The sequence below is a fragment of the Kribbella sp. NPDC050241 genome (assembly GCF_044459685.1).
GTDB lineage: Bacteria > Actinomycetota > Actinomycetes > Propionibacteriales > Kribbellaceae > Kribbella.
Genome location: NZ_JBITJE010000001.1, coordinates 553,637 through 577,079, shown reverse-complemented (window position 1 = coordinate 577,079; position 23,443 = coordinate 553,637). Strand labels below are relative to the sequence as shown.

The window sequence follows — 23,443 nt, the reverse complement described above, 5'->3', positions numbered from 1 at the left end:
AATGGCGCCGTGAAGTTCTTGCTGCTGATCCACAACAACCCCGAAGCACTGGACGGGCTGAGCCCCGAGAAGAGGCTCGACCTGATCGGTGGTCGTGACGTCCTCCTCGACCAGGTGCGTGCACTGCGGGAGAACGGGGAACTGCTGACGATCCTCGCCCTCGCACCGCCGTCGGAGACCAAGTCCGTCAAGGTGACGGCGGGGACGCCGGTGATCTCGGACCGGCCGTTCCTGGAGACCAAGGAGTTCCTCGCCGGAGCGCTCATGGTCGAGTGCGCCTCGATGGACCGGGCGCTGGAGATCGCGGCCGGCATTCCGTTCGCGGCCCTGCTGCCGATCGAGGTGCGGCCGGTGCGGGAGCTCGACGACCAGGCTCTCGCCGAGCTGTCCCGGGAGCGGTGAGCTCCACGCACGGCACCCCCGACGCAGACCTCGAATCCGCGATCCGCGCCGGCGCACCGAAGGCACTGGCCGCGCTGCTCCGGCGCTACGGGACGTTCGACCAGTGCGAGGACGCCGTACAGGAGGCGCTGCTGGAGGCGTTCGTCCAGTGGCGGGCGAACGGCGTACCGGAGAAACCGGTGGGATGGCTCGTCAGCGTCGCGACCCGCCGCCTGATGGACGGCTGGCGGCGGGACAACGCCCGGCGGCAGCGTGAGGTCAACGACCACCTCCGGACCCCGGCGGTGGAGGACGACCACGTCCCGGACACCGACGACACGCTGCGGCTGCTCGTCCTGTGCTGCCATCCGGCCTTGACGCCGGCGTCGCAGATCGCGCTGACGCTGCGGTCGGTCGGTGGGCTGACCACAGCCGAGGTGGCCGCCGCGCTCCTGGTCGGCGAGACGATCGTGGCGCAGCGGATCAGCCGGGCCAAGCGAACGATCAAGGAATCCGGCGCACGCTTCGAGCTGCCCAGTGGGCAGGAGTACGACGAACGTCTGCGCGCCGTACTGCATGTGCTCTATCTGATCTTCAACGAGGGACACACCGCGAGCGCCGGCGACGACCTGCAGCGTTTGGACCTGGCGGCAGAGGCACTCCGCATCACTCGCATGCTGCGCCGGGCCACTCCCGGCGCAGATGAGGTGACTGGCCTGCTGGCGTTGATGATCCTCACGCACGCACGGCGTGACGCCAGGACCGGTCCAGGCGGTGACCTCGTCCCGGCCGGCCGGCAGGACCGTTCCCGCTGGCACGCCGACGAGATCGCCGAGGGCACCGCACTCGTCGAGGCGGCGCTGACCTCGGGACCCGTCGGCCCGTACCAGCTCGAGGCGGCGATCGCCGCCGTACACAGCGAGGCCGACTCCGTCGAGACCACCGACTGGGAGCAGATCGCCGGGTTGTACCGGATCCTGGCCGAGGTCGATCCAGGCCCGATGGTGACGCTCGGCTCCGCCGTCGCGGTGGCGATGACCGAGGGTCCGCAGGCAGGGATCGACCTCGTCGAAGGCCTCGCCGGCGACCGGTACCTCGGTGATCACCACCGCCGGTTGTCGGTGCTCGCGCATCTCCAGGAACTCGCCGGGCGGTCGGATCTGGCCCGTGAGCACTATCTGGCCGCGCTCGACCGCACCCGCAACACCGCGGAGCAGAACTACCTCCGCGAGCGCATCATCCGCCTCACCCCCTGAGCGCGCCAGCCGGAGGCACGGTCAGGGCGGTCCGGAAGACATCAGCCGGATCGACCGCCTGCTTCAGCGCCGCGAGCCGGGCGCGATGCGGTCCCGGGTAGCAACGGTCGAGGTCGGCCGCCGTCGGGTCGGACAGGAAGTTCAGGTACGCGCCCTCCGGCAACAGCTCGTCCCAGAGCCCTTCGAATCCCTCGATCTGGGCTCCGTGCAGCTCAGTCGATCCGATCAGTACGGCGTTGACCATGAACCGCGCATCGCGATGAGCGAAGGCGGTGGCGTCGCCAGGGACCCTTCCGAACGCGCCGCCGAGCGCCCGGATCTCCAGCGCCATCGCCGGCAGCCGCAGACGGGCGTCGGCCAACCGCTCGCCCAGGTCCGGCGACCACGCGTCGAACAGCCCGTTGCGGTTCCGCGGCGTCCAGCCCGGCGGCATCGCCTCGTCCGCCAGCACCTGCGCGTACGGCACCTCCGTCACTGTGTCCGTCAGAACTGTGCCGAGACTGCGCAACGGAGCCAGGATCTCCTCTCGCCCGGCCGCATCGCCGGCGACACACACCTTGATGGCGACCGGAGCCTGGCGATCCGCGATCATCGTCGGCGGCAGCTGGACCGAGGACGTCAGCTCGTCCGGAGCGACGGCCATGTGCTCCGCCCAACCGGACAGCACCTGGTCCGCCTGCGTCCACGGAAACAGCAGACTGCCGAAGAGCACCGTCGGCTGATGTACGGCGCTGATGTCGTACGACGTGACGACGCCGAGACCCCCGGCCGCGCCGCGCAGGCCCCAGAACAGTTCCGGCTCGTCGGTCGCGTCGACACGGTGGACCGAACCGTCCGCGGTCACCACCTCGGCCGCCTGGACATTGTCGATGGCCAGGCCGTGCCGGCGTACCATCCAGCCGATGCCGCCACCGGCCATCAGCCCGCCGACTCCGACGCCGGCCGTGTCGCCGGACGAGATCGCGTGGCCGGTCTTCGCGAGGTACGCGGCGACCGTGCCCCAGGTCGCGCCGGTGCCGACTCGGAACGTGGCTCGATCGCCGGGTCCGTCGGTCACGAGCGTCACCTCGTCCAATGGCCTGACATCGATCACCACACCGCCGTCGTTGGTGCCGAACCCGGCCATGTGGTGGCCGCCGCTCCGCACCGACACCGCGAGGTCGTGGGCTTCGGCGTACTCGAGGGCGGCCGCGACGTCGGCGGCGCCGGCGCACCGAACGACGACCGCCGGCCGCCCTTGTCTGGTGAGTGTGCGATCCGCTGTCTGGTAGCCGGTATCGCCTTCGGTCAGGACTTCGCCGGTCACCGCGGCCCGCAGGGTGTCGATCCCGCGCGTCACCCGAACCGCAGGAGTATTCGTCATCGTTCGCCCCTCGTGGATCACAGACGCCCCTCGTGGGCGTCTCCTCCAGGGATCGGAGCGAACCTTCGTTCCTCGACATTGATCAGCAAAGAATTTTCGGCGGCTCTCAATCCTTGGAGCCAACGAGCTGCTGGTGGATCTCGCCGAGGTGGTTCCGTGCGTCGTCGTCCGCGGTCCAGTCGTTCAACGGACGGTCGCCGCGCCGCCGGGGCACGAGGTGGAAGTGCAGGTGGAAGACCTCCTGGCCTGCCGCTGCACCGTTGGCCTGGAGGACGCTCACCCCATCTGCGTTCAGGCGGTTCACGAGAGTTCGGGTGGTTGCTTGCAGAGCCGGGCCGATCGCGGCCACCGCATCGGGGGCTCCGTCGGCGCTCAGGTCAGGCACATGCCGGCGAGGGACGACGAGCGTGTGCCCGGCCCGCAGAGGCCGGATGTCCAGGAAGGCGCAGGCCTGCTCGTCCTGGTACACGAACCGCGCCGCCAGTCGGCCGGCCACGATGCCGCAGAACACACACGACTCGTCCATGGATCCCCCAGGAAGAACGCCGGCCTCACTCCTGGGGAGCGAGGCCGGCGACCGGTCAGCTGCGGACGGTGGCGACCAGGTGGTCGACGACCTCGGCGACCGGGATGTCGGCGCGCTCGCCCGTACGGCGGTCCTTGACCTCGATGGTGCCGTCCACGAGGCCCTTGCCCACCACTGCGATGGTGGGGACACCGATCAGCTCGGCGTCCTTGAACTTCACACCCGGCGACACCTTCTCGCGGTCGTCGTACATGACCGACAGACCGCGGGACTCCAGCTCGGCGGCGATCTCGGCCGCCTTCGTGAACACCTCGGAATCCTTGCCGGTGGCAACGAGGTGGACGTCGGCGGGAGCGATCTCGCGGGGCCAGACCAGACCGAGCTCGTCGTGGTTCCCCTCGGCGATCGCGGCCACCGCGCGGGTGACGCCGACGCCGTACGACCCCATCGTCACGGTGACGAGCTTGCCGTTCTGGTCCAGCACCTTCAGGTCCAGCGCCTCGGCGTACTTGCGGCCGAGCTGGAAGATGTGACCCATCTCGATCCCGCGCGCCGACTCCAGCGGACCCGAACCGTCGGGCGCCGGGTCACCGTCGCGCACCTCGGCGGCCTGGATCGTGCCGTCGGCGGTGAAGTCGCGGCCGTGCACCAGGTCCATCACGTGGAAGCCGGGCTTGTCCGCACCCGTCACCCACGCCGATCCCTCGGCGATCCGGGGGTCGAGCAGGTACCGGATGCCGGAGGTGTTCTCCGCACCGAGCACGCCAGGACCGATGTAGCCCTTGGCCAGCGAGGGGTGCTTCTCGAAGTCCGACTCCTCGAAGGCGGCCACCTCGGCGGGCTCGAGCTGCGCGCCGAGCCGCTTCTCGTCGATCGCCCGGTCGCCGGGCACGCCGATGGCCAGCGGCTCACGGGACCCGTCGGGGTGCACCAGCATGACGAGCACGTTCTTGAGGGTGTCCGCGGCGGTCCAGGACCGGCCGTCGCCGCGGGCGTGCTTCGCGTTCATCGCGTCGACGAGCGTGTCGATGGTGGGCGTGTCCGGAGTGTCGACCACCTCGGCCGCCGGCACAGCCGACGCGTCCACGGCCTCGGCCTGCGGGACCACGACCGCCTCGACGTTGGCGGCGTACCCACCCGGCGAGCGGACGAAGGTGTCCTCACCGTTCTCCGCGATCGCGAGGAACTCCTCCGACCGCGACCCGCCCATCGCGCCCGACATCGCCTTGACGATCACGTAGTCGAACCCGAGCCGGTCGAAGATGTTGATGTACGCCTTGCGGTGCAGCTCGTACGACGCCGCGAGACCGTCGTCGTCGATGTCGAAGGAGTAGGAGTCCTTCATCACGAACTCGCGCCCACGCAGCACACCGGCCCGCGGCCGCGCCTCGTCGCGGTACTTGTTCTGGATCTGGTAGATCGACAGCGGCAGATCCTTGTACGACGAGTAGAGCTCCTTCACGACCAGCGTGAACATCTCCTCGTGCGTCGGCCCGAGCAGCATGTCGGCGCCCTTGCGGTCCTTCAGCCGGAAGATGTTCGGCCCGTACTCGGTCCAGCGGCCGGTCGCCTCGTAGGGCTCGCGGGGCAGCAGCGCGGGGAACACCAGCTCCTGGGCGCCGATCGCGTCCATCTCCTCGCGCACGATCCGCTCGACGTTGCGCAGCACTCGCAGCCCCAGCGGCAACCAGGTGTAGATGCCGGGCGCGGTCCGCCGGATGTACCCGGCGCGGACGAGCAGCTTGTGGCTCGGGACCTCCGCGTCCGCCGGGTCCTCGCGAAGGGTGCGGAGGAACATCGACGACATACGCAGAATCACGGGAGTCTCCAAAAGCACTACGAACGGAACAACGGACGTCTCAGAGGATATCCGCCCCGGGACAGTGCTCTCACCACGTTATCCACAGGGTATGGCGAGCGGCGGCGATCACCCGGGCCACTCAGCGCCCGAGTGATCGCCGCCGCATCACATCTCCGGGTCGTCCATGAACTTGCGGACGTCCTGCGCACAGCGGCAGCCGACCGCGATCTTGGCGGCCCACTTCAGGGCCTCCTCCCGGGTGGGTACATCGACGATGGTGACGCCGCCGATGAGCTCCTTGCTCTCCGGGTACGGGCCGTCGGTGACCATCCCGTCGACGGCCACCACGGCGTGCTCCACGTCGCCGTCGTCGTAGCTCAGCCCGCCGCCGAAGACGAACACGCCGGCGTCCCTGATCTCCTGGATCACCGCGTGAGAGTCCTTGCCCACCTGGGGAAAGTCCTCGTCGGGGATGTGGTCCATCGCACCGCGCTCGAACGAGATCAGGTACTTCGCCATCTCATCACTCCTTGTCCCGGCGGCCTTCCGCCGGCCGCCTCTCACCCCTGCTACGAACGCCCCAGTCCCGATCCGACAGGCTATCGGCAGAAATTCTCCGCGACCGCGGCTCAGCCGTCCTCGCGGGCCGCCTTCAGTGCCCATCTGATCAGCGGGAACTGCAGCGGCAGCCGGGCCCAGCCAACCGCCTTGGCCGGCAGGGACCCCTTCCGCTGCAGGTCCACTGCCATCTGCACGTTCGCCGGAAAGAGTGCCACCAGCAGGCCCGCGCTGACCAGGCCTGCCACCCGCCGCGTCCGCGGGTGCAACAGCCCGGCCGCGCAGGCCAGCTCGGCTGCTCCGGACGCGTAGACCAGTTCTTTCTTCCGCGGCAGCGCCCGGGGCACGATCTGCTCGAACGGCTCGGGTTTCACGAAGTGCAGCGTCCCGAGCACGCCGAACAGCAACGCCAGGCCGGTGGTGGTTCCGCTCCGAGACGCCATGCCGCGGAGCCTACCCGACGGTAATCGGCAGCTCGCCGTACGGCGTCGCAGCTGCCTGGGCGGCGTACACCAACGCGGGTTTCAGCGTCGGCCAGAACATCGACGCCATGCACGAGTACGCCGGCAGGAACCCGCCACACGACCCGCCGTCCGGCCCGATCTCGAACGTGTACGACGGTACGCCGCGGGTGCCGTACAACCAGTCGTCCGTCGCCCCCGGCGCGAAGTACCCGACCCCGCCGTCGCCGGTCGACACCGGATAGCCGGTGAGCGCACCCATCTTCTTGCCCAGAGCAACCAAAGCCGCCTTGTTCGGCGCATCGTTGTTGGTGTAGCCCCACGGCGCCAGGATGTCGTTGCCGAAACTGTGCAGGGTGAGGAAGACACCCGTCGTACTCGCGGCGGCCGGGTCGTCGATGTCGCCCTTGGTGTCGGCGAAGAGCTTGTCCAGCAGACCCTGGATCGCCATCGTCTCCGGCTCCGACAGCGCCTCGGCACCTGGATACGTCTCGTCGCACGGCCCACCCTCGTTGACGTTCCACTGGAACGACGAGTTGCGGTTCAGGTCGACGCCGGCATCCGACGCGGGGCAGCCGCCGGCGCTGTCGTCGGCGTTCTTGCGCTGCAGGACCGGCCGGTCCGGGTTCGACGCGACCACGTCGACGCCGTCCGGATTCGCCATCGGCACGACCCACAGCTCACGGGTGTCCATCAACTCGGTGATCTCGGGGTCACTGCCGTACGACGAGACCAAGAGGTCGATCCACTGGTACGCGGTCTCGCCGGTGACCAGTTCGCGCGCGTGGATCTGCGTGTGCAGCACGAACTTCGGCTTCTTCCCGGTGTTGTCGAGTGCGCAATCGCCTGCGGCCAACTTCGTGATGCACAGGGCCTGGATGTCGTGCCCGCCCTGTCCCTGCGTCTTCAGCCACGAGTCGCCGATGTCGTACAGCTTCACCAGGTCCGGGTGCGCCGCGGCGACGGCAGCGTTGTGCTGCTCGTGTCCGGCGGCCGTGTGGTACCCGCCGTAGTACGTCGCTCCCCCGGGCTCAGACCGCGGTACCGGGTGATACACGTCCCCGGTCTTCCCCAGTACGACGCCTCGTGCGCGCAGGTGCTCGGCCTCAGCCGGAGTCGCGACCACCGTCGGCCGGGTGCCGCGCGTGACGTCGTACCCGTCCTTGATCAGGTCGGCGACCGACAGGCCTGCAGGCAGGCGCATCGAGTAGTACGAGAGATCCGGTGGAGCGGCGGCAGAGACGCTGGTCAACGAGACCAGGATCAGGGCAAAACTGCACAGGGCAACGACAAGCCTTCGCATGTTGTGGGATTCCTTCCGCGGGGCGGGGCGGCGTAGAGACTCAGCCAACCCCACCCGCGGTCACCGCACTATCACGGAGAGCACGCAGTATCAGAACAAGATCGTCGCGAACGTCTCGATCGTCCGGAAGCCGACCCGCTCGTACGCGGCCCGGGCCGGCGCGTTGAACGCGTTGACGTACAGCGTCACCACCGGCGCGATCTGTCGCGCCAGCTCGACCACCGCGGCCATCCCCGGTGCAGCCAGTCCGCGGCCGCGGAACTCCGGATCGACCCATACCCCCTGGATCTGGCACACCCCGGTCCCGACCGATCCGACCTCCGCCTTGAACACGACCCGGCCGTCCTCGATCCGCGCGAACGCACGCCCGGCCCGGATCAGCTCAGCCACCCGGGACCGGTAGAACGTCCCGTCCGGCCCGGTCTGCGGTGGTACGCCGACCTCCTCGGTGTACATGGCCACGCAGGCCGGGTAGAGGATCGGCAGTTCGACCGGTTCGACCGCGCGGACCAGCGGATCCGGCGCGATCAGCGGCGGATCCTCGATGACCATGAACGGCTGGTTTTCGCGCACCTCGCGGGCTGGTCCCCAGTGCGGCTCGAGCGCTGTCCACAGCTGCTCGACCGCGCGGGCCGGTCCGAGGATCTGGAAGCAGTTCCGGCCGCGACGCAACGCGTACGCCGCGAACGCGCGCAGGGCCGCGTCGTCCGCGCCCACCGGCACCATGTTGCCGCCCGCATGGCACAGTGCCTCGAGGCCGCCCTTCTCGACGTACCCCCAGACCTCGGCACCCCGCCGCGGATCGAGTCCGGACGCCTGCACCAGGCTGTCGACGAACACGTTGACCACCGGGTCGCGGGCGATCACGGCGCGCGCCGCCGCGAGGTCACGAGGACCGAGAACCCGTACGCCCACGCGCAGAACCTAGCGGATGATCCCCGGATCAGCATGCAACGGGGCGTCGGCGGGCCGGGCTGGACCGGTTCAGGCCACCACCGCTTCGTGCCCGGCCGCGATCCGGCGCAATGGCGACGTCCAGGCCACGGCCACCGCGACGAAGAGGAAGCATCCCATCACCACCATGCCGGTCCGGATGCCGTAGTGGTTGCCGAGCACTCCGCCGACCACAGATCCGAACGTCCAGCCCACACCCCATGACAGCATCCGGGCGGCCGTGTTCACCCGGCCGAGCAAGTGCTCCGGCGTCACCTGCTGACGGTAGGAGATGGTGTTCACGATGACCAGCACGTACGCCGATCCCCACACGAGCAGCGCGATCGCGGCCGACTCCCAGCCCGGTGCCAGCGGCGTGATGATCCCGAGGATCGCCGAGACCGGCAGTGCGTAGAGCGTGATCGCGGCCGGCGACATCCGCTTCAGCAGCCGAGGCAGTCCGACGGCTGCGATCAGTCCGCCGATCCCCCACGTCCCCCACACGAGTCCGAAGCGGAGTCCCGACGTACCGACGTGCAGAACTCGGTCGCACCACACCACCATCAGTGCCATGAACCCGCCGCCGGCGAAGGACTGCAGACTGCCGACGATCGTCATCGTCCGCACTCCGGCGTGCCCGACCAGGTAGCGCAACCCTTCGGCGATGTCGGCGAGGACCACCCGCGTCCGCAGCGGCTGCCGTCCGTCCCGCTGCTCGGACATCGCCCGCATGATCCCGCGGACCGCGAGAGCCGACCCGACGAAGCTCAGTGCGTCGAGGGTGAGCAGGCTCGCCGGATTCAGCACCGCCAGCGAGAGGCCGGCCAGCGGTGGGACGAACAACTCGATCAGGCTGGACGCCGTCCAGACCACCGAGTTCGCCTGCGCTACCCGGGCCCGGCCGACCAGCACCGGCAGGGCACCGAAGTTCGCGCCGTCGAAGAACGTGTAGACGCTCTGCACCAGGAACGCGACCACCAGCACGTGCGCCACGGTCAGCATGTCGAGCAGATGCGCGACCGGAACCGAGCCGACCAGCACCGCGTTCACCAGGTCGGAGTTCACCATCACCCGGCGCCGGTTCCACCGGTCGGCGAGCGCACCGGCGAACAGACCCGTCAGCAGGTACGGCGCTGCTTCGAGCGCGGACACGAGTGCGGTGAGGACGGTCGAACCGGTCAACCGGTAGACCAGTACCGGCAACGCGATCGCGGTGACCATCGACCCCGTGACGGACAGGGCACGGGCGAGCCAGTACCGCCGGAAGTCCGGATCGTCCCGGAGCCGGTCGGGCATCGTCGTCGTCATGCGGGGCACTCTGCAACTTCAAGCCGTCTGGAGGTCAAGGCTCATCCACATCAGTTCGACGCCGAGATCGCGGTCCGGGGTCTTCTGTGCCTCGCCGAACCCGTTGGCCCGGTAGAAGCCGATCGCCTGCTCGTTGCCGACCAGGACGTCCAGCAGGAGTTCCGTCGTACCGTCCGGCAAGGCCCTGACCGCCGCGTCGAGGAGCGCCTTGCCGACGCCGTTGCGCTGGTGGTCCGGCAGGACGTAGAGCTTCCACATCACCCAGAAGTCGCCCTCACGGCCGAGGCCGACGATCCCGACCAACTGCTCGCCTTCGGCCGCGACCAGGGTGATGCCGTTGCGGATGCCGCGCTCGACCGCCTCCGGCGACCACCACTGCGCGAGTCCGTCGGTGATGAACTCGTCCGACACCAGACCGCCGTACGCGACCGGCCAGGTCGTCAGCCCGATCCGCCGGATCGCCTCGACGTCACCGACCTCGGCCCGGCGGACCGTGATCATCCGTGCACCACCATCGGCTGCCCGTCCGGATCCACGACCTCGAGCGTGTCGCCGGCCCGGGTCGCCCGATAGCCGGCGTCCGTCAGTCGCTGCAGGACCGCGGCCAGGTCCTCGCTCGTCGACAGATCCATCCGCACGCCCTCCTTCTCCCCTGGACCGAAGTACACGTGCTGTCGCGCCCCGAGGAGATCCAGGATCTGCGTCCAGGCCGCCTGGTCCCTGCCGGCCAGGTACGGCGTCACGCTCCAGCGCTCGTCCGGCGGCGTCTCGTTGAGCCGGTAGCCGTACAGGTCCTCGCTGCGCTCGTCGACCCACAACTTCGTCCCGTTCGGGGCGATCGCCGACAGCACCCGCCCGTACGCCTCGTCCCAGATCGACACGTCGGCGTACCCGGTACTGTCCAGCGTCGCCTTCAGCGCGTCGACGTCCTCGGCCTCGAAGACGAGGTCCGTCTGCCCCGGCCGGCCACCGGTCGAACTGGTAGCGGCGTCGTGCAGCGCGATCATCCCGTGCCCCGCGAGCATGACCGCCCACCCTCCCCGCTCGGACTCGATCCGGGCCGTCAGTCCGACAGTCTCCAGAAACGCCCGCATCGCGTCCACGTCGTTCGTGAACCGCAGCGGCCGGATCACCACGCCAGTCATCCCCGCGCCTCCCCATGCTTGTCCAGGTACTCCGTCAGTGCCTGCTCCACCAGCGCGGACAGGCTTGCCGCCTCGTCGATCGCCTTGTGCTTCACCCGGCGGACCAACTCGGGCGGCAGGTACACGTTGAACTGCACCTTCTTGCCGCCGTCATCACTCATGGCTATATTGCTAGCATCCTAGACCGCTACCAGTCAACAGAGGAGTCCGACGATGAAAGCCGGCAGGTGGTGCACAGGTGGCTGGCTGGGTGCTGGCTGGCGGGTTACCTGCTGACTGGCGGGTTGTTGCGGGTCAGTGATGAAACAACCCGCCACCGGACGGAGCTGCCGATCTCTACACCGCGGCCAGGAGGGCGTCGTCGAGTTCTTTGTTGAGTTTGGCTCGGGGGCGCGCGCCGACGACGGACCAGATGACCTCGCCGCGGTGGAACAGCATCAGCGTGGGCAACGCCATCACGCGGTAGCGGGCGGAGATCACCGGGCTCTCGTCGGAGTTCAGCTTCACCACGGTGAGTTGGTCTGCGCGTTCGGCGGCGACCTGGGCCAGCAGCGGCGCGATCTGGTGGCAGGGCGGGCACCACTGCGCCCAGAAGTCCACCAGCACCGGCTTGTCCGAGCGCAGCACCACGTCGTCGAAGGTCCCCTCGTCGACCGATTGCAGGTCAGTCATAGTTGCTTCATCCTCCAGTTCTCGGCATCGGACAGGAGGTCGGTGAGCCGGGCCCGCAGGTCGGTGAGTTCGGTGATCCGCTGGTCCACTTCGGCGATCCGGGCCCGGTACGCCGTCAGCGACGCCGGGCAGACGTCCGCCCGCTCGTTGCCGGCCCGCAGGCATTCGATGAACGGGTACGTCTGCTCCGCGGTCAGCCCGAGGCTCAGCAACGCCTTCACCTCGCGTACCACGACCACGTCGTCCGGCTCGTACGTCCGGTACCCGTTGGCCTCGCGCCGGGGCTTGAGCAGTCCCTGGGACTCGTAGTACCGCACCGCCTTGACCGTCACTCCGGCCTCGGCCGCCAGATCGCTGATCCGCATCCCGCCTCCTTCGCTCCGACGCTAAACCTTGCCCCTGGGGTCAAGGTCAAGCCAGAATAGCCCGGACGCTGTTCGCCAGTGTCAGTGGCCGCGGAACGCCTCCTCCAGCCACCACGACGGATGGTCCGCGACGACCTTCGCGTCCACGAGCATCGGTGCGGACCGTGGTCCGTTCAGCCAGTCCCCGACTGCGGCGAGGTCTTTGGCGGTTCTTACAGTCACCGCCTCGAAGCCGTACCCGCGTCCGATTGCAGCGATGTCGGTCGGCGGGAACGTCACCGTGTCCAACGGGTGCCCGCCGGGACCGAAGTGGTGCACCTCGGCGCCGTACGCGTCGTCGTTGTACACGACCACCAGCATCGGCAGGCCAAGTCGTCGTACGGTGTCGAGCTCTGCGGCGCTCATCAGCGCACCGCCGTCACCGAGTACGGCGACGGGCAGGCGGTCCGGCTGCGCCAGCGCGGCACCGATCGCGGTGGCAAGCCCCAGCCCGACCGACTGGAACGCCTGGGTGAAGCAGAGGCCGTTCTCGTCCGGCACCGAAAGACACACGCTCGGGTAGCCCATGAAGTTGCCGGAGTCGACGGCGATCACCCGTTCGGCCGGGAGGAGGTCGTCGAGCGCGAGGCTCAACGTCCGTGGGTCGATCCGGCCCCCCGTGCTCTCGTCGTCGAACGCCACGTCGCGCCAGCGCACGCTCCCGAGCTCCGTCGTGCGATAGCCCACCCGCTGCTCGCCGAGCGCGTCGAGCGCGTCGAGCACCATCGTTGCGGTGAGCCCGACGTCGCCGGTGACGCCGAGCTGGATCTCGCGGTGGACGCCCAGCGCGGTCGCATCGTCATCGACCTGCACGACGGTCGTGTCAGGTCCGATGAGCGCGCCGTGCCGCGTCGTCCACATGTTCAGCGCGCTGCCCCAGCCCACGATGAGGTCGGCCGCGCGGATGAGCTCAGCGGTCCGTGGCGACGCGAAGCCTCCGGAGATCCCGAGCGACCATGGGTTGCCCTGGAACAGACCGTGCGCGACGGCTGAGGTAGCGAGGAGCGCGCCGGATCGTTCCGCCAGGGATTCAAGGACTTGTCGATAGCCGCGGGACCCGCGGCCCGCGACGAACACCGGTCGCTCCGCATGACGCAGCAGGTCGGTCAACTTGGTGACCTCGGCTGCGTCCGGCACCACCGGGTCCTTTGAAGGCGGTGGCGCGACCGCCGGTGCCGCAGTCTCCAACGCCTGCACGGAAAGCGGAACGTTCAGGAGCACCGTACGGCGTTCGCGTACCGCCGTCGCGACCGCACCCAGCGCCTCCGCCACCGCGGTCTCCGCCGAGGTGATCCGCACCGGCACCGCACCCACCGAACGGGCGAGCGCCTCTTGGTCGACGTAGAAGTTCGACCGCGGCTCGGTGACCTCCGCCGCCACGACGACCATCGGCGTCCGGCTCTTCGCCGCCTCCGCGATCCCGGTCATCGCGTTCGTCAGGCCGCAGCCCTGATGGACCGAAAGCGCGGCGACCGTCCCGCTCATCCGTGCGTACGCGTCTGCCATCGTGGCCGCGCCGCCCTCGTGCCGCGCGGCGACGAACCGCGCGCCGCCGGCCACCATCGCGTTCGTGAGGTGGAAGTTGCCCGACCCGATCACGCCGAACACCTGGCGGACGCCCGCGGCCGCCAACGCCCGACCGATGGCATCCGCGACGTTCATCCGCGTTCGACCAGCGCGAGCACGCGGGCCGGAGCTCCGGAGCCGCTGACGATCGGCAACGGGCCGGCGATGACGACGGCGCCGGTCGGCGGCAGCTGGGCGAGGTTCTGCAGCTGCGTCAACCCGTACTTGTCGCTGCCCATCAGGTTTGCGTGACACGGGAACGGCGGGTCGAACGAGTGCGCCTGCCCGGCGTCGGTGCCGACGGTCTCGACACCGAGGCCGAGTACCGGCGACTCCTGCGCCACCCATCGCGCGCACTCCGGCGACAGGCCCGGCGTGTGCGGCCCGTTCCCGTCGGCGTTGAGGAACGCCTCCTGCGAGTGTGACCGCGTATCCCACCCCGTGCGCACGAACAACCAGCCGCCTGCGGGCAGAGGCACGTTCTCCGCCTCCCAGGCCTTGAGGTGGTCGACCTCGACGAGGAAGTCGGCGTTCTTCTCGACCTCGGCGCTGAAGTCGAGCACGACCGCCGGCGCGATCAGCTTGCGGGCCGGGACCGACGCCACGTCGGCGAGGTCCTTGCCCGTGACCCAGTGGTTCGGCGCGTCGAAGTGGGTGCCGGTGTGCTCGCCGCTGGTGAAGTTGTTCCAGTACCACGCGGGCCCGCGGTCGTCGTACCTGCTGATCTCCTCCAGCGCGAACGGCGCCGTCTGCCCGAACTCCGGCGGCAGCTGGATGACCGGCGTCGATGCGGACAGCGGCGACGTCAGGTCCACCACCTCGACCGACCCATCGGCGAGTGCTGCGACGAGTACCGACAAGGGCGACGAGCCGGTCATGTGGACCTCCAGAACAGTGGCGTACGAGACCCCCCGACGCTAGGGCGACGACCGTCACCGCGTCCAGGATTTCGCCCAGCGTCATGGGTCAGGCAGCATTGGCCGCATGCTGCTGGCGGCCTTTCGTTCGCCCGAACTCTCGCCTGGCGGACGGCTGGTCGAGCGGACCGCGGTCCGAGGTGTGCTCTTCCGCGGGCGGGAGTTGCTACTCCTCGCCTCGCGCCACGGCGACTACAAGTTCCCCGGCGGCGGGGTGGATCCGGGTGAGTCGTTCGCGGACGCCCTGCAGCGGGAGTTCCACGAGGAGTGCGGGTACGTCGATGTTGCGGTCGGCACCGAACTCGGCACCACCAGGGAGGAGGTGCCGGCGATCGAGGCGGCGTACGACGTCTTCGGGATGACGTCGCACTACTTCTCATGCACGGGTGGGTCGGCTCGTGATGGGCAGCAGTTGGAGGGGTACGAGGCGGAGTTGGAGCTCACGCCGCAGTGGGTCACGGTGGATTTCGCGCTCGCGGCCAACCGGGCTGTGCTGGCGAGTGGAGTCGGCGTGATGCGGTGGCTGGTGCGGGAGATCGCCGTACTGGAGTGGCTCAGCGAACGTAGTCGCTGACCCACTCGCCCAGGACCTTCGCGCTGGCATCCACGAGCGCCGGCCAGTCAAGCGCGGCCTCGTCGGCCGAGTCCGACACATGCTTCACGACCCGCACCGGTACGCCGTACTCGCGGCAGGCGTAGACGACGCCGTACGCCTCCATGTCGACCAAATGCGCCCGCTCCGCGAGCCGCGCCCGTACGACGGGATCCGTCACGAACACGTCCCCCGACGCCAGCACTGTCCCGTCCCCACCCTCGACGTGCAACGCGTCCTGCGGATCCAGTCCGATCGCGCGGATCGCCTCCGCATTCACATCGTGATTGATCACCGTGCTCGGCAAATACAACCCCGACAGCCCATCTCTGAGCGCTCCGGTGGTGCCAACATTCAGCACCACCAACTCAGAGGTGTCCCGCCCCGCCAGCATCCGCGCAGTAGCCACCGCCGCCGCAGTCTTCCCCACCCCAGTCACCACCACCGAGATCCCTGGCGGCACATACCGGGCTTCCCCAGCAACAGCACTGACAACCACAAACTCAGTCACCAGCGAATCCCTCGGCCTCGCGGGCCTTCGAACGGCGTGCATCTTCCACCAATCGGCTCAGATCGCGGCCACCGCCGTACCGCCAGCCATCGGCCGAACCGGCGAAGTCCCAGTCCACCGCTTCGAACACGGCGACGAACTGCTGCGCCCGCCGGCGGCGTTCCAACTCGTCCGCGCGGTCAATGCTGTCCCGGTCGGCATGCGTCATCTGGAGCTCCGAGGGTGCGGCGTCGTACGGTCTGTGCGAGTCAGCCTGCGGTGACGGTGGGCGTGCCGGGGTCTGCGGTCTCGCCCATCTCCTCGGCGATGCGCATGGCTTCCTCGATCAGGGTCTCGACGATGGCGGCTTCGGGGACGGTCTTGATGACCTCGCCCTTGACGAAGATCTGGCCCTTGCCGTTGCCGGAGGCGACGCCGAGGTCGGCCTCGCGGGCCTCGCCGGGGCCGTTCACGACGCAGCCCATGACCGCGACGCGCAACGGGACCTCCATCCCCTCCAGGCCGGCGGTCACCTGCTCGGCCAGGGTGTAGACGTCCACCTGGGCGCGGCCGCAGGACGGGCAGGAGACGATCTCGAGCTTGCGCTCGCGTAGGTTCAGCGACTGCAGGATCTGCAGGCCGACCTTGACCTCCTCGACCGGCGGCGCGGACAGCGACACCCGGATCGTGTCGCCGATGCCCTTCGACAGCAGCGCGCCGAACGCCACCGACGACTTGATCGTGCCCTGGAACGCCGGCCCGGCCTCGGTCACGCCGAGATGCAGCGGCCAGTCGCCCTGCTCGGCCAGCAGCTCGTACGCGCGGACCATCACGACCGGGTCGTTGTGCTTCACGGAGATCTTGAAGTCGTGGAAGTCGTGCTCCTCGAACAGCGACGCCTCCCAGACGGCCGACTCGGCCAGCGCCTCCGGCGTCGCCTTGCCGTACTTCTGCAGCAGCCGCGGATCCAGCGAGCCGGCGTTCACACCGATCCGCAGTGACGTCCCGTGGTCCTTCGCGGCCTGCGCGATCTCCTTCACCTGGTCGTCGAACTTGCGGATGTTGCCCGGGTTCACCCGGACCGCCGCACATCCCGCCTCGATCGCGGCGAAGACGTAGCTCGGCTGGAAGTGGATGTCGGCGATGACCGGGATCTGCGAGTGCTGGGCGATCTCCGCCAGTGCGTCGGCGTCCTCCTGCCGCGGGCAGGCGACCCGGACGATGTCGCAGCCGGCCGCGGTCAGCTCCGCGATCTGCTGCAGCGTCGTGTTGACCTCGTGCGTCTTCGTGGTCGTCATCGACTGCACCGAGACCGGCGCGTCCCCACCGACCAGCACTTTGCCCACCTTGATCTGGCGGGTCTTGCGGCGCGGGGCCAGGGTCGGCGGCGGCAGCGCGGGCATGCCCAGGTTGATGCTCATGTGTCCTTAACCGTTGGGTGAGGGTCAGCCGTTGAAGAGACGGATCGGGTTGACGATGTCGGCGATGACGAGCAGGACGCCCATCACCACGATCACACTGGCCGCGACGTACGCGATCGGGAGCAGCTTGGCCACGTCGACGTACCCGGGGTCGGGCCGGCCGAACAGCTTGGCGAAGCCGCGCCGGATGCCCTCCCAGATCGCGCCGATCATGTGTCCGCCGTCCAGCGGCAGCAGCGGGATGAAGTTGAACAAGGCAAGGAACAGGTTCAGCGAGGCGAGCAGCGAGATCAGGAACGCGATCCGCGAGCCGGCCGTCAGCGACTGGTTGGACGCGATCTCGCCGGCCACCCGGCTGGCGCCGACGACGCTCATCGGGCTGTTCTCGTCGCGCTCGCCGCCGCCGATCGCCTTGGCCACGCCGACCAGCTTCTGCGGGAAGTTCCCGATCGCCTTCACCGTCGCCACGGTCAGCTCGCCCATCTTGCTGACCACGAACCCGAAGTCCTGCCGCTCGGTCTTCATCTCCGGCGAGACGCCGAGGAATCCGACCGAGACGATCTTGTCCGAGCCCGCCTCGTCGGGGACCTGGTTGACGATCGTGTGGGTCTGCAGCGTGGTCCGCTGACCGTTGCGCACGACAACGATGGTGGCGGGCTTGTCGGTGTTCGCCCGGATCAGCGGGGTCAGCTGGTCCCAGCTGGAGATCGCGGTGCCGTTGAACGCGACGATCTTGTCGCCGACCTGGAACCCGGCCTCCTTGGCCGGCGACACCTTGTCGGTGTCGACGCACTTGCGGTCGGTCGATGCCTGCGAGGCCGGGATCACACAGTCGGTGACCGTGGCCACGGTCGTCTGCGCGACGTTGGCGCCGTACAGCATGAACAGGCCGCCGAACAGCACGAACGCGATCACCACGTTGACCAGCGGCCCGGACGCCATCACGATCAGCTTCTTCCACCACACCTTCTGGTAGAACAGCCGGCCGTTGTCCTCGGGCGCGATCGTCTCGTAGTCCGCGGTACGGGCGTTCTCGACCATCGACTGGATCGGGCCGGTGTTGGCCTTGCGCACCTTGGTCGGGTCGTCGCCCTTGGCGGGCGGCATCATGCCGATGATCCGGACGAACCCGCCGGCCGGGATCAGCTTCAGGCCGTACTCGGTCTCGCCGCGCTTGGTGGACCACACGGTCCGGCCGAAGCCGACGAAGAACTGCGACACCTTCATCCCGAAGGCCTTGGCGGGCAGCATGTGGCCCATTTCGTGCAGTGCGACCGAGATCAGGATGCCGGCCGCGAACAGCACGATGCCGAGGAGAGTGAGAAGCGCGGTCATGCCTTGGTGGTCTCCTGTACGCCGGTGAGTTCACGGGCCCGGGCGCGGGCCCAGCCGTCCGCGGCCAGTACGTCGTCGATGGACAATTCCTCATACGAGGGTACGTCGTGTTCGGTCACTACCCGGGCCACGGTGTCGACGATCGCCAGGAACGGCAGCCGGCCGTCCCGGAACGCCTGGACACAGACCTCGTTCGCCGCGTTCAGCACGGCCGGGGCGGTGCCGCCGCGGGTCCCCGCCTCCCGGGCCAGCTGGACCGCCGGGAAGGCCTCGTCGTCGAGCGGCTCGAACTCCCAACTGCTCGCCGTGGTCCAGTCACAGGCCGGCGCCACGTCCGGAATCCGGTCGGGCCAGCCGAGCGCGAGCGCGATCGGCAACCGCATGTCGGGCGGCGACGCCTGGACCATGGTCGCGCCGTCCACGAACTCCACCATCGAGTGCACGATCGACTGCGGGTGCACGACCACCTCGATCCGGCTCATCGGCAGCCCGTACAACAGGTGCGCCTCGATCACTTCGAGGCCCTTGTTCACGAGGTTGGCCGAGTTGATCGTGATCACCGGACCCATGTCCCAGGTCGGGTGGTTCATCGCCTGTTCCGGGGTGACGTCGGCCATCTCGGCCCGCGAGCGGCCCCGGAACGGACCGCCGCTCGCTGTCACCACCAGACGGCGTACCTCTTCGGCCGTTCCGCCGCGCAGGCACTGCGCGATGGCGCTGTGCTCGGAGTCGACCGGCACGATCTGCCCGGGCTTGACCCGGCGGGTGACCAGCGGGCCGCCGATCACCAGTGACTCCTTGTTGGCCAGCGCGAGCGTCGTCCCCGCGTCGAGCGCCGTGAGCGTCGGCTGCAGTCCGACCGAGCCGGTGATGCCGTTGAGGACCACGTCACACGGCATCGCCGCGAGCTCGCTGGACGCGTCCGGGCCGGTGATGATCTTCGGGATCCGGAACTCACCCTGTGCGTACCCCTGGCGCTGTGCCTCGGCGTAGAACGCGAGCTGCAGGTCCTGGGCCACCGTCGCCTTGGCCACCGCGACCACTTCAACCCCGAACTCCAGCGCCTGCGCGGCGAGCAGACCGACGTTGCTCCCGCCCGCCGAGAGCGCGAGCACCCGGAATCGCTCGCGGTTGCGCCCGATCAACTCGAGCGCCTGGGTCCCCACAGAGCCGGTAGAGCCGAGGATGACAACGGATCGCGGATTCACCCGGCCATTGTCCCAGGTGAACACACAAGGTGACGAGGTGGTGGTTCTAGGAGAGGTACAGGAGGAGGGGGAAGTCGCCGAGGCGGATTTCGTCGCCGTCGCCCACGTGGATGCTGCGGACCGGTACGCCGTTGACGGTCGTGCCGTTGGTCGAGCCGAGGTCGCGGAGTTCGAAGGTGACCTGGTCGATCCGGAGCAACTCGGCGTGGTGCCGGCTCACCTGCGGGTGGTCCAGGATCAGGTCGCAGTCCGGCGACCGGCCGATCAGCACCAGGTCGAGGATCGGCATGGCGTCCCCGTCCGGACCTACGAGCACCGGCTGCCGTGGAGCCGCCAGCGCCGCCTCGATCTCCGCCATACCCTCGGTGTGAATCGCCAGCGACAGGAGCAGGTCGTCACCACTCGCCAGGTGCAGGTTGTGCTGAGCGCCGTACCCGAGCAGCAGGTCCTCGGACTCGTCGATGACGACAGCGGACACGTGGTAGTACCCCGGAGGCAGCCGCGCGTACGTCGCACCACCGAGCGACGTGGTCAACACCACAGCGTCGAACTCCGGGTGACTGACATCGGTGATGGTGACGAGCACCGGATCGTTCGCCGTGAGGTGTGCCTGCGCACCACCGTCGCCCGGAGTGAACTCGACAGTCAGTTGCGGCGCCGGCTCGGCCTGCTCCAACCCCGCCAACCGGTCCACCGCCGGCACTGTGCCGGCCGGGATGAACAACGGCTCGTACTGGCCGTGCGCTCTGATCAGCACGTCCAACTGCGGCTGGACGGACCGGTCGCCCCCGGACGCACGTGCCTTGCCGCGCGCCTCGAGGAACGCAGCCACCATGCCTTTGCCGAAGGTGAAGTTCACGTCTCCCACCACGGCCCTCACGAACCCACTGATCGGCTCCATCCGCACACCCCCAGCAACTCAGTATCGCGGAACCACCACTCCGGTACGGCGGTGTCCGGTGTGCCGCCGGTGGCATATCTTTGGCGCTTGTGTCCCCTTCCGCCACTCACCATACGAAGACAGTGCTGATCATCGAGAACGATCCGGGCAGTGGTCCGGGCCGGTTGCTCGACTGGCTCGAGGGACGGGGGTTCTCACCCGTCGTCGTCCGTGCCTGGGACGGCGAGCCGATTCCCGCAGGCATCGACGGCCATGCCGCGCTGATCCTGCTCGGCGGCGGAATGCTGCCCGACGCCGACGATGCCAAGCCGTGGCTGAAGGCCGAGCGGGAGTTGCTGCGGACCACCACCGAGCACGACCGCGCGCCGGTCCTCGGCATCTGCCTGGGCGCTCAGCTGATCGCGCACACCTTCGGCGGTGAGGTCCGCGGCAAGTACGGACTGCCCGAGAAGGGCGTCACCGAACTGAAGCTGCTGCCCGGCGCCGAGGACGACCCGCTGCTCACCGGTCTGCCGTCGACCGTCCGTGCGATCGAGAGCCACCAGGATCAGATCACCCGACTCCCGTCCGACGCCGTTGCGTTGATGTCCAGCGAGCGCTGCCCCCACCAGATGCTCCGCATCGGCCGCAGCTGGGGCGTGCAGTTCCACCCGGAGGTCGCCGCCGAGCGAGTACGGCGCTGGAACCCGGAAACCCTGCGCTCGTGGGGATTCGTGCCCGAGGAGGTCGTCGCCGGCGCCGAGCGGCACGAGGCCGAGCTGGACCAGACCTGGTCGACGGTCTTCGGCCGGTTCCTGGATCTTGCCGACTGACGTCCGGAGGGACCGGTAGCGGCGCTACCTTTGGGGGCATGAGTCTGGAGCAGCCGCCGCCCGGGCAACGGGCGTCCGACAACGATCGTGAGCGCGCCGCCGCCGTTGTCCAGGAAGCACACACGGACGGGCGGCTGGACTTCCAGGAGCTGGACGAGCGGCTGACCCAGGTCTACTCGGCCAAGACCCAAGTGGAGTTGCGCAATGCGACGGCCGATCTCATGCCGGTCGCGCACGGCAGCGCCGCCGAGCTCACGCTCCGGGCGAAGCACAGCGCGCAGAAGCGTGAGGGCGCCTGGACCGTGCCGGAGCGGATGACGGCAATCGCGGAGCACTCGTCGGTGAAGCTCGACTTCACCGACGCGGTGGTGCACTGGAGCGTGATCCACGTCGACGCGCACGCCAAGCACAGCTCGGTCGTGATGGTGATCCCAGAGGGCTGGAGCGTCGACATCGACCAGGTCGACATGGTCCACAGCAGTGCGAAGAACAAGGCCGGTCCACCGAGGTCCGGCGGCGTACGCCTGCACGTGACCGGCCAGGCCCGCCACGGCAGCATCGTGATCCGCCACCCCCGCAAACGCCACTGGTGGTGGCCCTGGTACCGGAAGTGACGGCTGTCCCGTTCGAGCAGTCGTACGCCGGCATCCTGCGCAAGCACGTCGGCGATCAGCGGATCATCACACCAGGCCCGCGTGCCGTGATCGTCGACGACACGGGCGACGTACTGCTGGTCCGCCGCAGCGACGACGACACCTGGGTGATGCCGACGCGTTCGACGGCACCTTGATCGTCAAGTGAGTGTGTGGCTTTCCACACCACCGCGGCGCGGCGGCGACAGGTTAGCGTTCGGGTATGACCGTTTCGCTGGATCTCGTGGATGTCGACTCGTTGCTGACCGAGGAGGAGGTCGACGTCCGGGCGACGGCTCGGCGGTTCGCGGACGAGCGTTTGCGGCCGGCGTTGCCGGAGTGGTTCGAGACGGCGAGCATCCCGGCGCGGGAGCTGGCGAAGGAACTGGGGGCGCTCGGGTTCCTCGGGATGCATCTGACCGGCTACGGGTGCGCCGGGGTCGGGCCTGTCGCCTATGGACTCGCCTGCCTGGAGATCGAGGCGGCGGACTCCGGGATGCGGTCGCTGGTGTCGGTGCAGGGGTCGCTGGCGATGTACGGGATCTGGAAGTACGGCAGTGCCGAGCAGAAGGACGAATGGCTCCCCCGGATGTCCGCGGGCGAGGCGATCGGCTGCTTCGGCCTGACCGAGCCCGACTTCGGCTCCAACCCGGCCGGCATGCGCACCAATGCCCGCCGGAACGGAGACGACTGGGTGCTGAACGGTTCGAAGATGTGGATCACCAACGGCTCCGTTGCCGATGTCGCGGTGGTGTGGGCCCGGACGGACGACGGCGTACGCGGCTTCGTCGTACCGACTACGACGCCTGGCTTCTCCGCACCGGAGATCAAGCAGAAGATGTCGCTGCGGGCATCGGTCACGTCGGAGCTGGTGCTGGAAGACGTACGGCTGCCCGCGTCCGCGATGCTGCCCGAGGCACGCGGCCTGTCCGGGCCGCTCGGCTGCTTGAACGAGGCCCGCTTCGGCATCATCTTCGGCGCGATGGGCGCGGCCCGCGACTGCCTGGAGACGACGATCGCGTACGCCGGTGAGCGGATCGTGTTCGACAAGCCGCTCGCGGCGTACCAGCTGACCCAGGCGAAGCTCGCCGACATGGCGGTCGAGCTGAACAAGGGCATCCTGCTCGCCGTCCATCTCGGCCGGCTCAAGGAGAAGGGCACACTGCGCCCGGAGCAGGTCAGCGTCGGCAAGCTCAACAACGTCCGCGAGGCGATCGCGATCGCCCGCGAGTGCCGCACGATCCTGGCTGCGAACGGCATCAGCGGCGAGTACCCGATCATGCGGCACGCCAACAACCTCGAGTCCGTCCTCACCTACGAGGGCACCTCGGAGGTCCACCAGCTCGTCATCGGCCAGGCGCTGACCGGGCACGCCGCCTTCCGCTGACGCATGGTCGAGGGGCTGATCGGGTACCGGGAGTGAGATCAGCTACTCAACGTGACCACTTCGGGAGGTCA

Annotated in this window: 28 protein-coding genes; 7 read left to right on the top strand and 21 right to left on the bottom strand. The window is 68.9% G+C overall.

Going from position 1 to position 23,443, the window contains the following annotated elements:
- Positions 1 to 9: 9 nt before the first annotated feature.
- The gene (locus ACIBG5_RS02605) at positions 10 to 402 is read left to right on the top strand and encodes a YciI family protein (protein WP_396389678.1); all 393 of its coding nucleotides are present in this window, start codon (positions 10 to 12) and stop codon (positions 400 to 402) included.
- Complete coding sequence (locus ACIBG5_RS02600) at positions 399 to 1,637, top strand: RNA polymerase sigma factor (RefSeq protein ID WP_396389677.1); 1,239 nt, start codon at positions 399 to 401, stop codon at positions 1,635 to 1,637. Before ACIBG5_RS02605 ends, ACIBG5_RS02600 begins: the two co-directional genes overlap by 4 nt.
- Here ACIBG5_RS02600 and ACIBG5_RS02595 read toward each other — a convergent pair.
- From ACIBG5_RS02595 to ACIBG5_RS02525, 15 genes are all read right to left on the bottom strand, one after another.
- Positions 1,627 to 3,000, bottom strand: a complete 1,374-nt coding sequence (locus ACIBG5_RS02595) for an FAD-binding oxidoreductase (protein WP_396389676.1) — start codon at positions 2,998 to 3,000, stop codon at positions 1,627 to 1,629. The genes ACIBG5_RS02600 and ACIBG5_RS02595 overlap by 11 nt on opposite strands.
- Positions 3,001 to 3,106: 106 nt before the next feature.
- Complete coding sequence (locus ACIBG5_RS02590; protein ID WP_396389675.1) at positions 3,107 to 3,526, bottom strand: HIT family protein; 420 nt, start codon at positions 3,524 to 3,526, stop codon at positions 3,107 to 3,109.
- Between the two features lie 55 nt (positions 3,527 to 3,581).
- On the bottom strand, positions 3,582 to 5,345 hold the full coding sequence (locus ACIBG5_RS02585) for a proline--tRNA ligase (protein WP_396389674.1): 1,764 nt from the start codon (positions 5,343 to 5,345) through the stop codon (positions 3,582 to 3,584).
- Positions 5,346 to 5,492: 147 nt separating this feature from the next.
- A complete protein-coding gene (locus ACIBG5_RS02580; protein ID WP_396389673.1) occupies positions 5,493 to 5,846 on the bottom strand; it encodes a YciI family protein in 354 nt (117 codons plus the stop codon).
- Between the two features lie 110 nt (positions 5,847 to 5,956).
- Positions 5,957 to 6,328, bottom strand: coding sequence for a DoxX family protein (locus tag ACIBG5_RS02575; protein WP_396389672.1), 372 nt, complete (start codon positions 6,326 to 6,328; stop codon positions 5,957 to 5,959).
- Positions 6,329 to 6,338: 10 nt separating this feature from the next.
- The gene (locus tag ACIBG5_RS02570; RefSeq protein ID WP_396389671.1) at positions 6,339 to 7,649 is read right to left on the bottom strand and encodes a M14 family zinc carboxypeptidase; all 1,311 of its coding nucleotides are present in this window, start codon (positions 7,647 to 7,649) and stop codon (positions 6,339 to 6,341) included.
- 90 nt (positions 7,650 to 7,739) lie between these two features.
- Entirely contained in the window at positions 7,740 to 8,564 is an 825-nt protein-coding gene (locus tag ACIBG5_RS02565; protein WP_396389670.1) for a GNAT family N-acetyltransferase, read from the bottom strand.
- 69 nt (positions 8,565 to 8,633) lie between these two features.
- A complete protein-coding gene (locus tag ACIBG5_RS02560) occupies positions 8,634 to 9,890 on the bottom strand; it encodes an MFS transporter (protein ID WP_396389669.1) in 1,257 nt (418 codons plus the stop codon).
- A gap of 18 nt (positions 9,891 to 9,908) precedes the next feature.
- On the bottom strand, positions 9,909 to 10,391 hold the full coding sequence (locus ACIBG5_RS02555; RefSeq protein WP_396389667.1) for a GNAT family N-acetyltransferase: 483 nt from the start codon (positions 10,389 to 10,391) through the stop codon (positions 9,909 to 9,911).
- Complete coding sequence (locus ACIBG5_RS02550; protein WP_396389666.1) at positions 10,388 to 11,035, bottom strand: VOC family protein; 648 nt, start codon at positions 11,033 to 11,035, stop codon at positions 10,388 to 10,390. Before ACIBG5_RS02550 ends, ACIBG5_RS02555 begins: the two co-directional genes overlap by 4 nt.
- Positions 11,032 to 11,196, bottom strand: a complete 165-nt coding sequence (locus tag ACIBG5_RS02545) for a CopG family transcriptional regulator (protein WP_360455119.1) — start codon at positions 11,194 to 11,196, stop codon at positions 11,032 to 11,034. Before ACIBG5_RS02545 ends, ACIBG5_RS02550 begins: the two co-directional genes overlap by 4 nt.
- Positions 11,197 to 11,371: 175 nt before the next feature.
- The gene (gene trxA, locus ACIBG5_RS02540; RefSeq protein WP_396389665.1) at positions 11,372 to 11,707 is read right to left on the bottom strand and encodes a thioredoxin; all 336 of its coding nucleotides are present in this window, start codon (positions 11,705 to 11,707) and stop codon (positions 11,372 to 11,374) included.
- Positions 11,704 to 12,072 carry a MerR family transcriptional regulator gene (locus ACIBG5_RS02535; RefSeq protein WP_360455124.1) on the bottom strand — a complete coding sequence of 123 codons (369 nt, stop codon included), beginning with the start codon at positions 12,070 to 12,072 and terminating at the stop codon, positions 11,704 to 11,706. Before ACIBG5_RS02535 ends, trxA begins: the two co-directional genes overlap by 4 nt.
- Positions 12,073 to 12,153: 81 nt before the next feature.
- The gene (locus ACIBG5_RS02530) at positions 12,154 to 13,773 is read right to left on the bottom strand and encodes a thiamine pyrophosphate-binding protein (RefSeq protein ID WP_396389664.1); all 1,620 of its coding nucleotides are present in this window, start codon (positions 13,771 to 13,773) and stop codon (positions 12,154 to 12,156) included.
- Positions 13,770 to 14,555 (bottom strand): cyclase family protein, encoded by a 786-nt coding sequence (locus tag ACIBG5_RS02525; protein ID WP_396389663.1) that lies wholly within the window; start codon positions 14,553 to 14,555, stop codon positions 13,770 to 13,772. The genes ACIBG5_RS02530 and ACIBG5_RS02525 overlap by 4 nt, the downstream gene beginning before the upstream one ends.
- A gap of 106 nt (positions 14,556 to 14,661) precedes the next feature.
- Here ACIBG5_RS02525 and ACIBG5_RS02520 point away from each other — a divergent pair, with 106 nt between their 5' ends.
- Positions 14,662 to 15,168 (top strand): NUDIX domain-containing protein, encoded by a 507-nt coding sequence (locus ACIBG5_RS02520; RefSeq protein ID WP_396389662.1) that lies wholly within the window; start codon positions 14,662 to 14,664, stop codon positions 15,166 to 15,168.
- On the opposite strand, the gene ACIBG5_RS02515 is transcribed toward ACIBG5_RS02520, so the two are convergent.
- From ACIBG5_RS02515 to ACIBG5_RS02490, 6 genes are read right to left on the bottom strand one after another with little or no spacing between them, the layout of a single operon-like run.
- Positions 15,149 to 15,697, bottom strand: a complete 549-nt coding sequence (locus tag ACIBG5_RS02515) for a nucleosidase (protein ID WP_396389661.1) — start codon at positions 15,695 to 15,697, stop codon at positions 15,149 to 15,151. The two genes, ACIBG5_RS02520 and ACIBG5_RS02515, sit on opposite strands and share 20 nt — an antisense overlap.
- A complete protein-coding gene (locus ACIBG5_RS02510) occupies positions 15,690 to 15,905 on the bottom strand; it encodes a DUF2191 domain-containing protein (protein ID WP_396389660.1) in 216 nt (71 codons plus the stop codon). The genes ACIBG5_RS02515 and ACIBG5_RS02510 overlap by 8 nt, the downstream gene beginning before the upstream one ends.
- Positions 15,906 to 15,945: 40 nt before the next feature.
- Positions 15,946 to 17,097 (bottom strand): flavodoxin-dependent (E)-4-hydroxy-3-methylbut-2-enyl-diphosphate synthase, encoded by a 1,152-nt coding sequence (gene ispG, locus ACIBG5_RS02505; protein WP_396389659.1) that lies wholly within the window; start codon positions 17,095 to 17,097, stop codon positions 15,946 to 15,948.
- A gap of 24 nt (positions 17,098 to 17,121) precedes the next feature.
- Entirely contained in the window at positions 17,122 to 18,432 is a 1,311-nt protein-coding gene (locus ACIBG5_RS02500) for a M50 family metallopeptidase (protein ID WP_396389658.1), read from the bottom strand.
- A complete protein-coding gene (gene dxr, locus ACIBG5_RS02495; RefSeq protein WP_396389657.1) occupies positions 18,429 to 19,640 on the bottom strand; it encodes a 1-deoxy-D-xylulose-5-phosphate reductoisomerase in 1,212 nt (403 codons plus the stop codon). Before dxr ends, ACIBG5_RS02500 begins: the two co-directional genes overlap by 4 nt.
- Positions 19,641 to 19,686: 46 nt before the next feature.
- Positions 19,687 to 20,541 carry an FHA domain-containing protein gene (locus tag ACIBG5_RS02490; protein WP_396389656.1) on the bottom strand — a complete coding sequence of 285 codons (855 nt, stop codon included), beginning with the start codon at positions 20,539 to 20,541 and terminating at the stop codon, positions 19,687 to 19,689.
- Between the two features lie 122 nt (positions 20,542 to 20,663).
- On the opposite strand from ACIBG5_RS02490, the gene ACIBG5_RS02485 reads away from it, so the two are divergent.
- The 4 genes from ACIBG5_RS02485 (at position 20,664) to ACIBG5_RS02470 (ending at position 23,372) form a co-directional block, all read left to right on the top strand.
- Positions 20,664 to 21,353, top strand: a complete 690-nt coding sequence (locus ACIBG5_RS02485; RefSeq protein ID WP_396389655.1) for a type 1 glutamine amidotransferase — start codon at positions 20,664 to 20,666, stop codon at positions 21,351 to 21,353.
- A gap of 38 nt (positions 21,354 to 21,391) precedes the next feature.
- Complete coding sequence (locus tag ACIBG5_RS02480; protein ID WP_396389654.1) at positions 21,392 to 21,967, top strand: DUF1707 domain-containing protein; 576 nt, start codon at positions 21,392 to 21,394, stop codon at positions 21,965 to 21,967.
- On the top strand, positions 21,964 to 22,143 hold the full coding sequence (locus tag ACIBG5_RS02475) for a hypothetical protein (protein WP_396389653.1): 180 nt from the start codon (positions 21,964 to 21,966) through the stop codon (positions 22,141 to 22,143). Before ACIBG5_RS02480 ends, ACIBG5_RS02475 begins: the two co-directional genes overlap by 4 nt.
- A gap of 65 nt (positions 22,144 to 22,208) precedes the next feature.
- The gene (locus tag ACIBG5_RS02470) at positions 22,209 to 23,372 is read left to right on the top strand and encodes an acyl-CoA dehydrogenase family protein (RefSeq protein ID WP_396389651.1); all 1,164 of its coding nucleotides are present in this window, start codon (positions 22,209 to 22,211) and stop codon (positions 23,370 to 23,372) included.
- Positions 23,373 to 23,443: the final 71 nt, after the last annotated feature.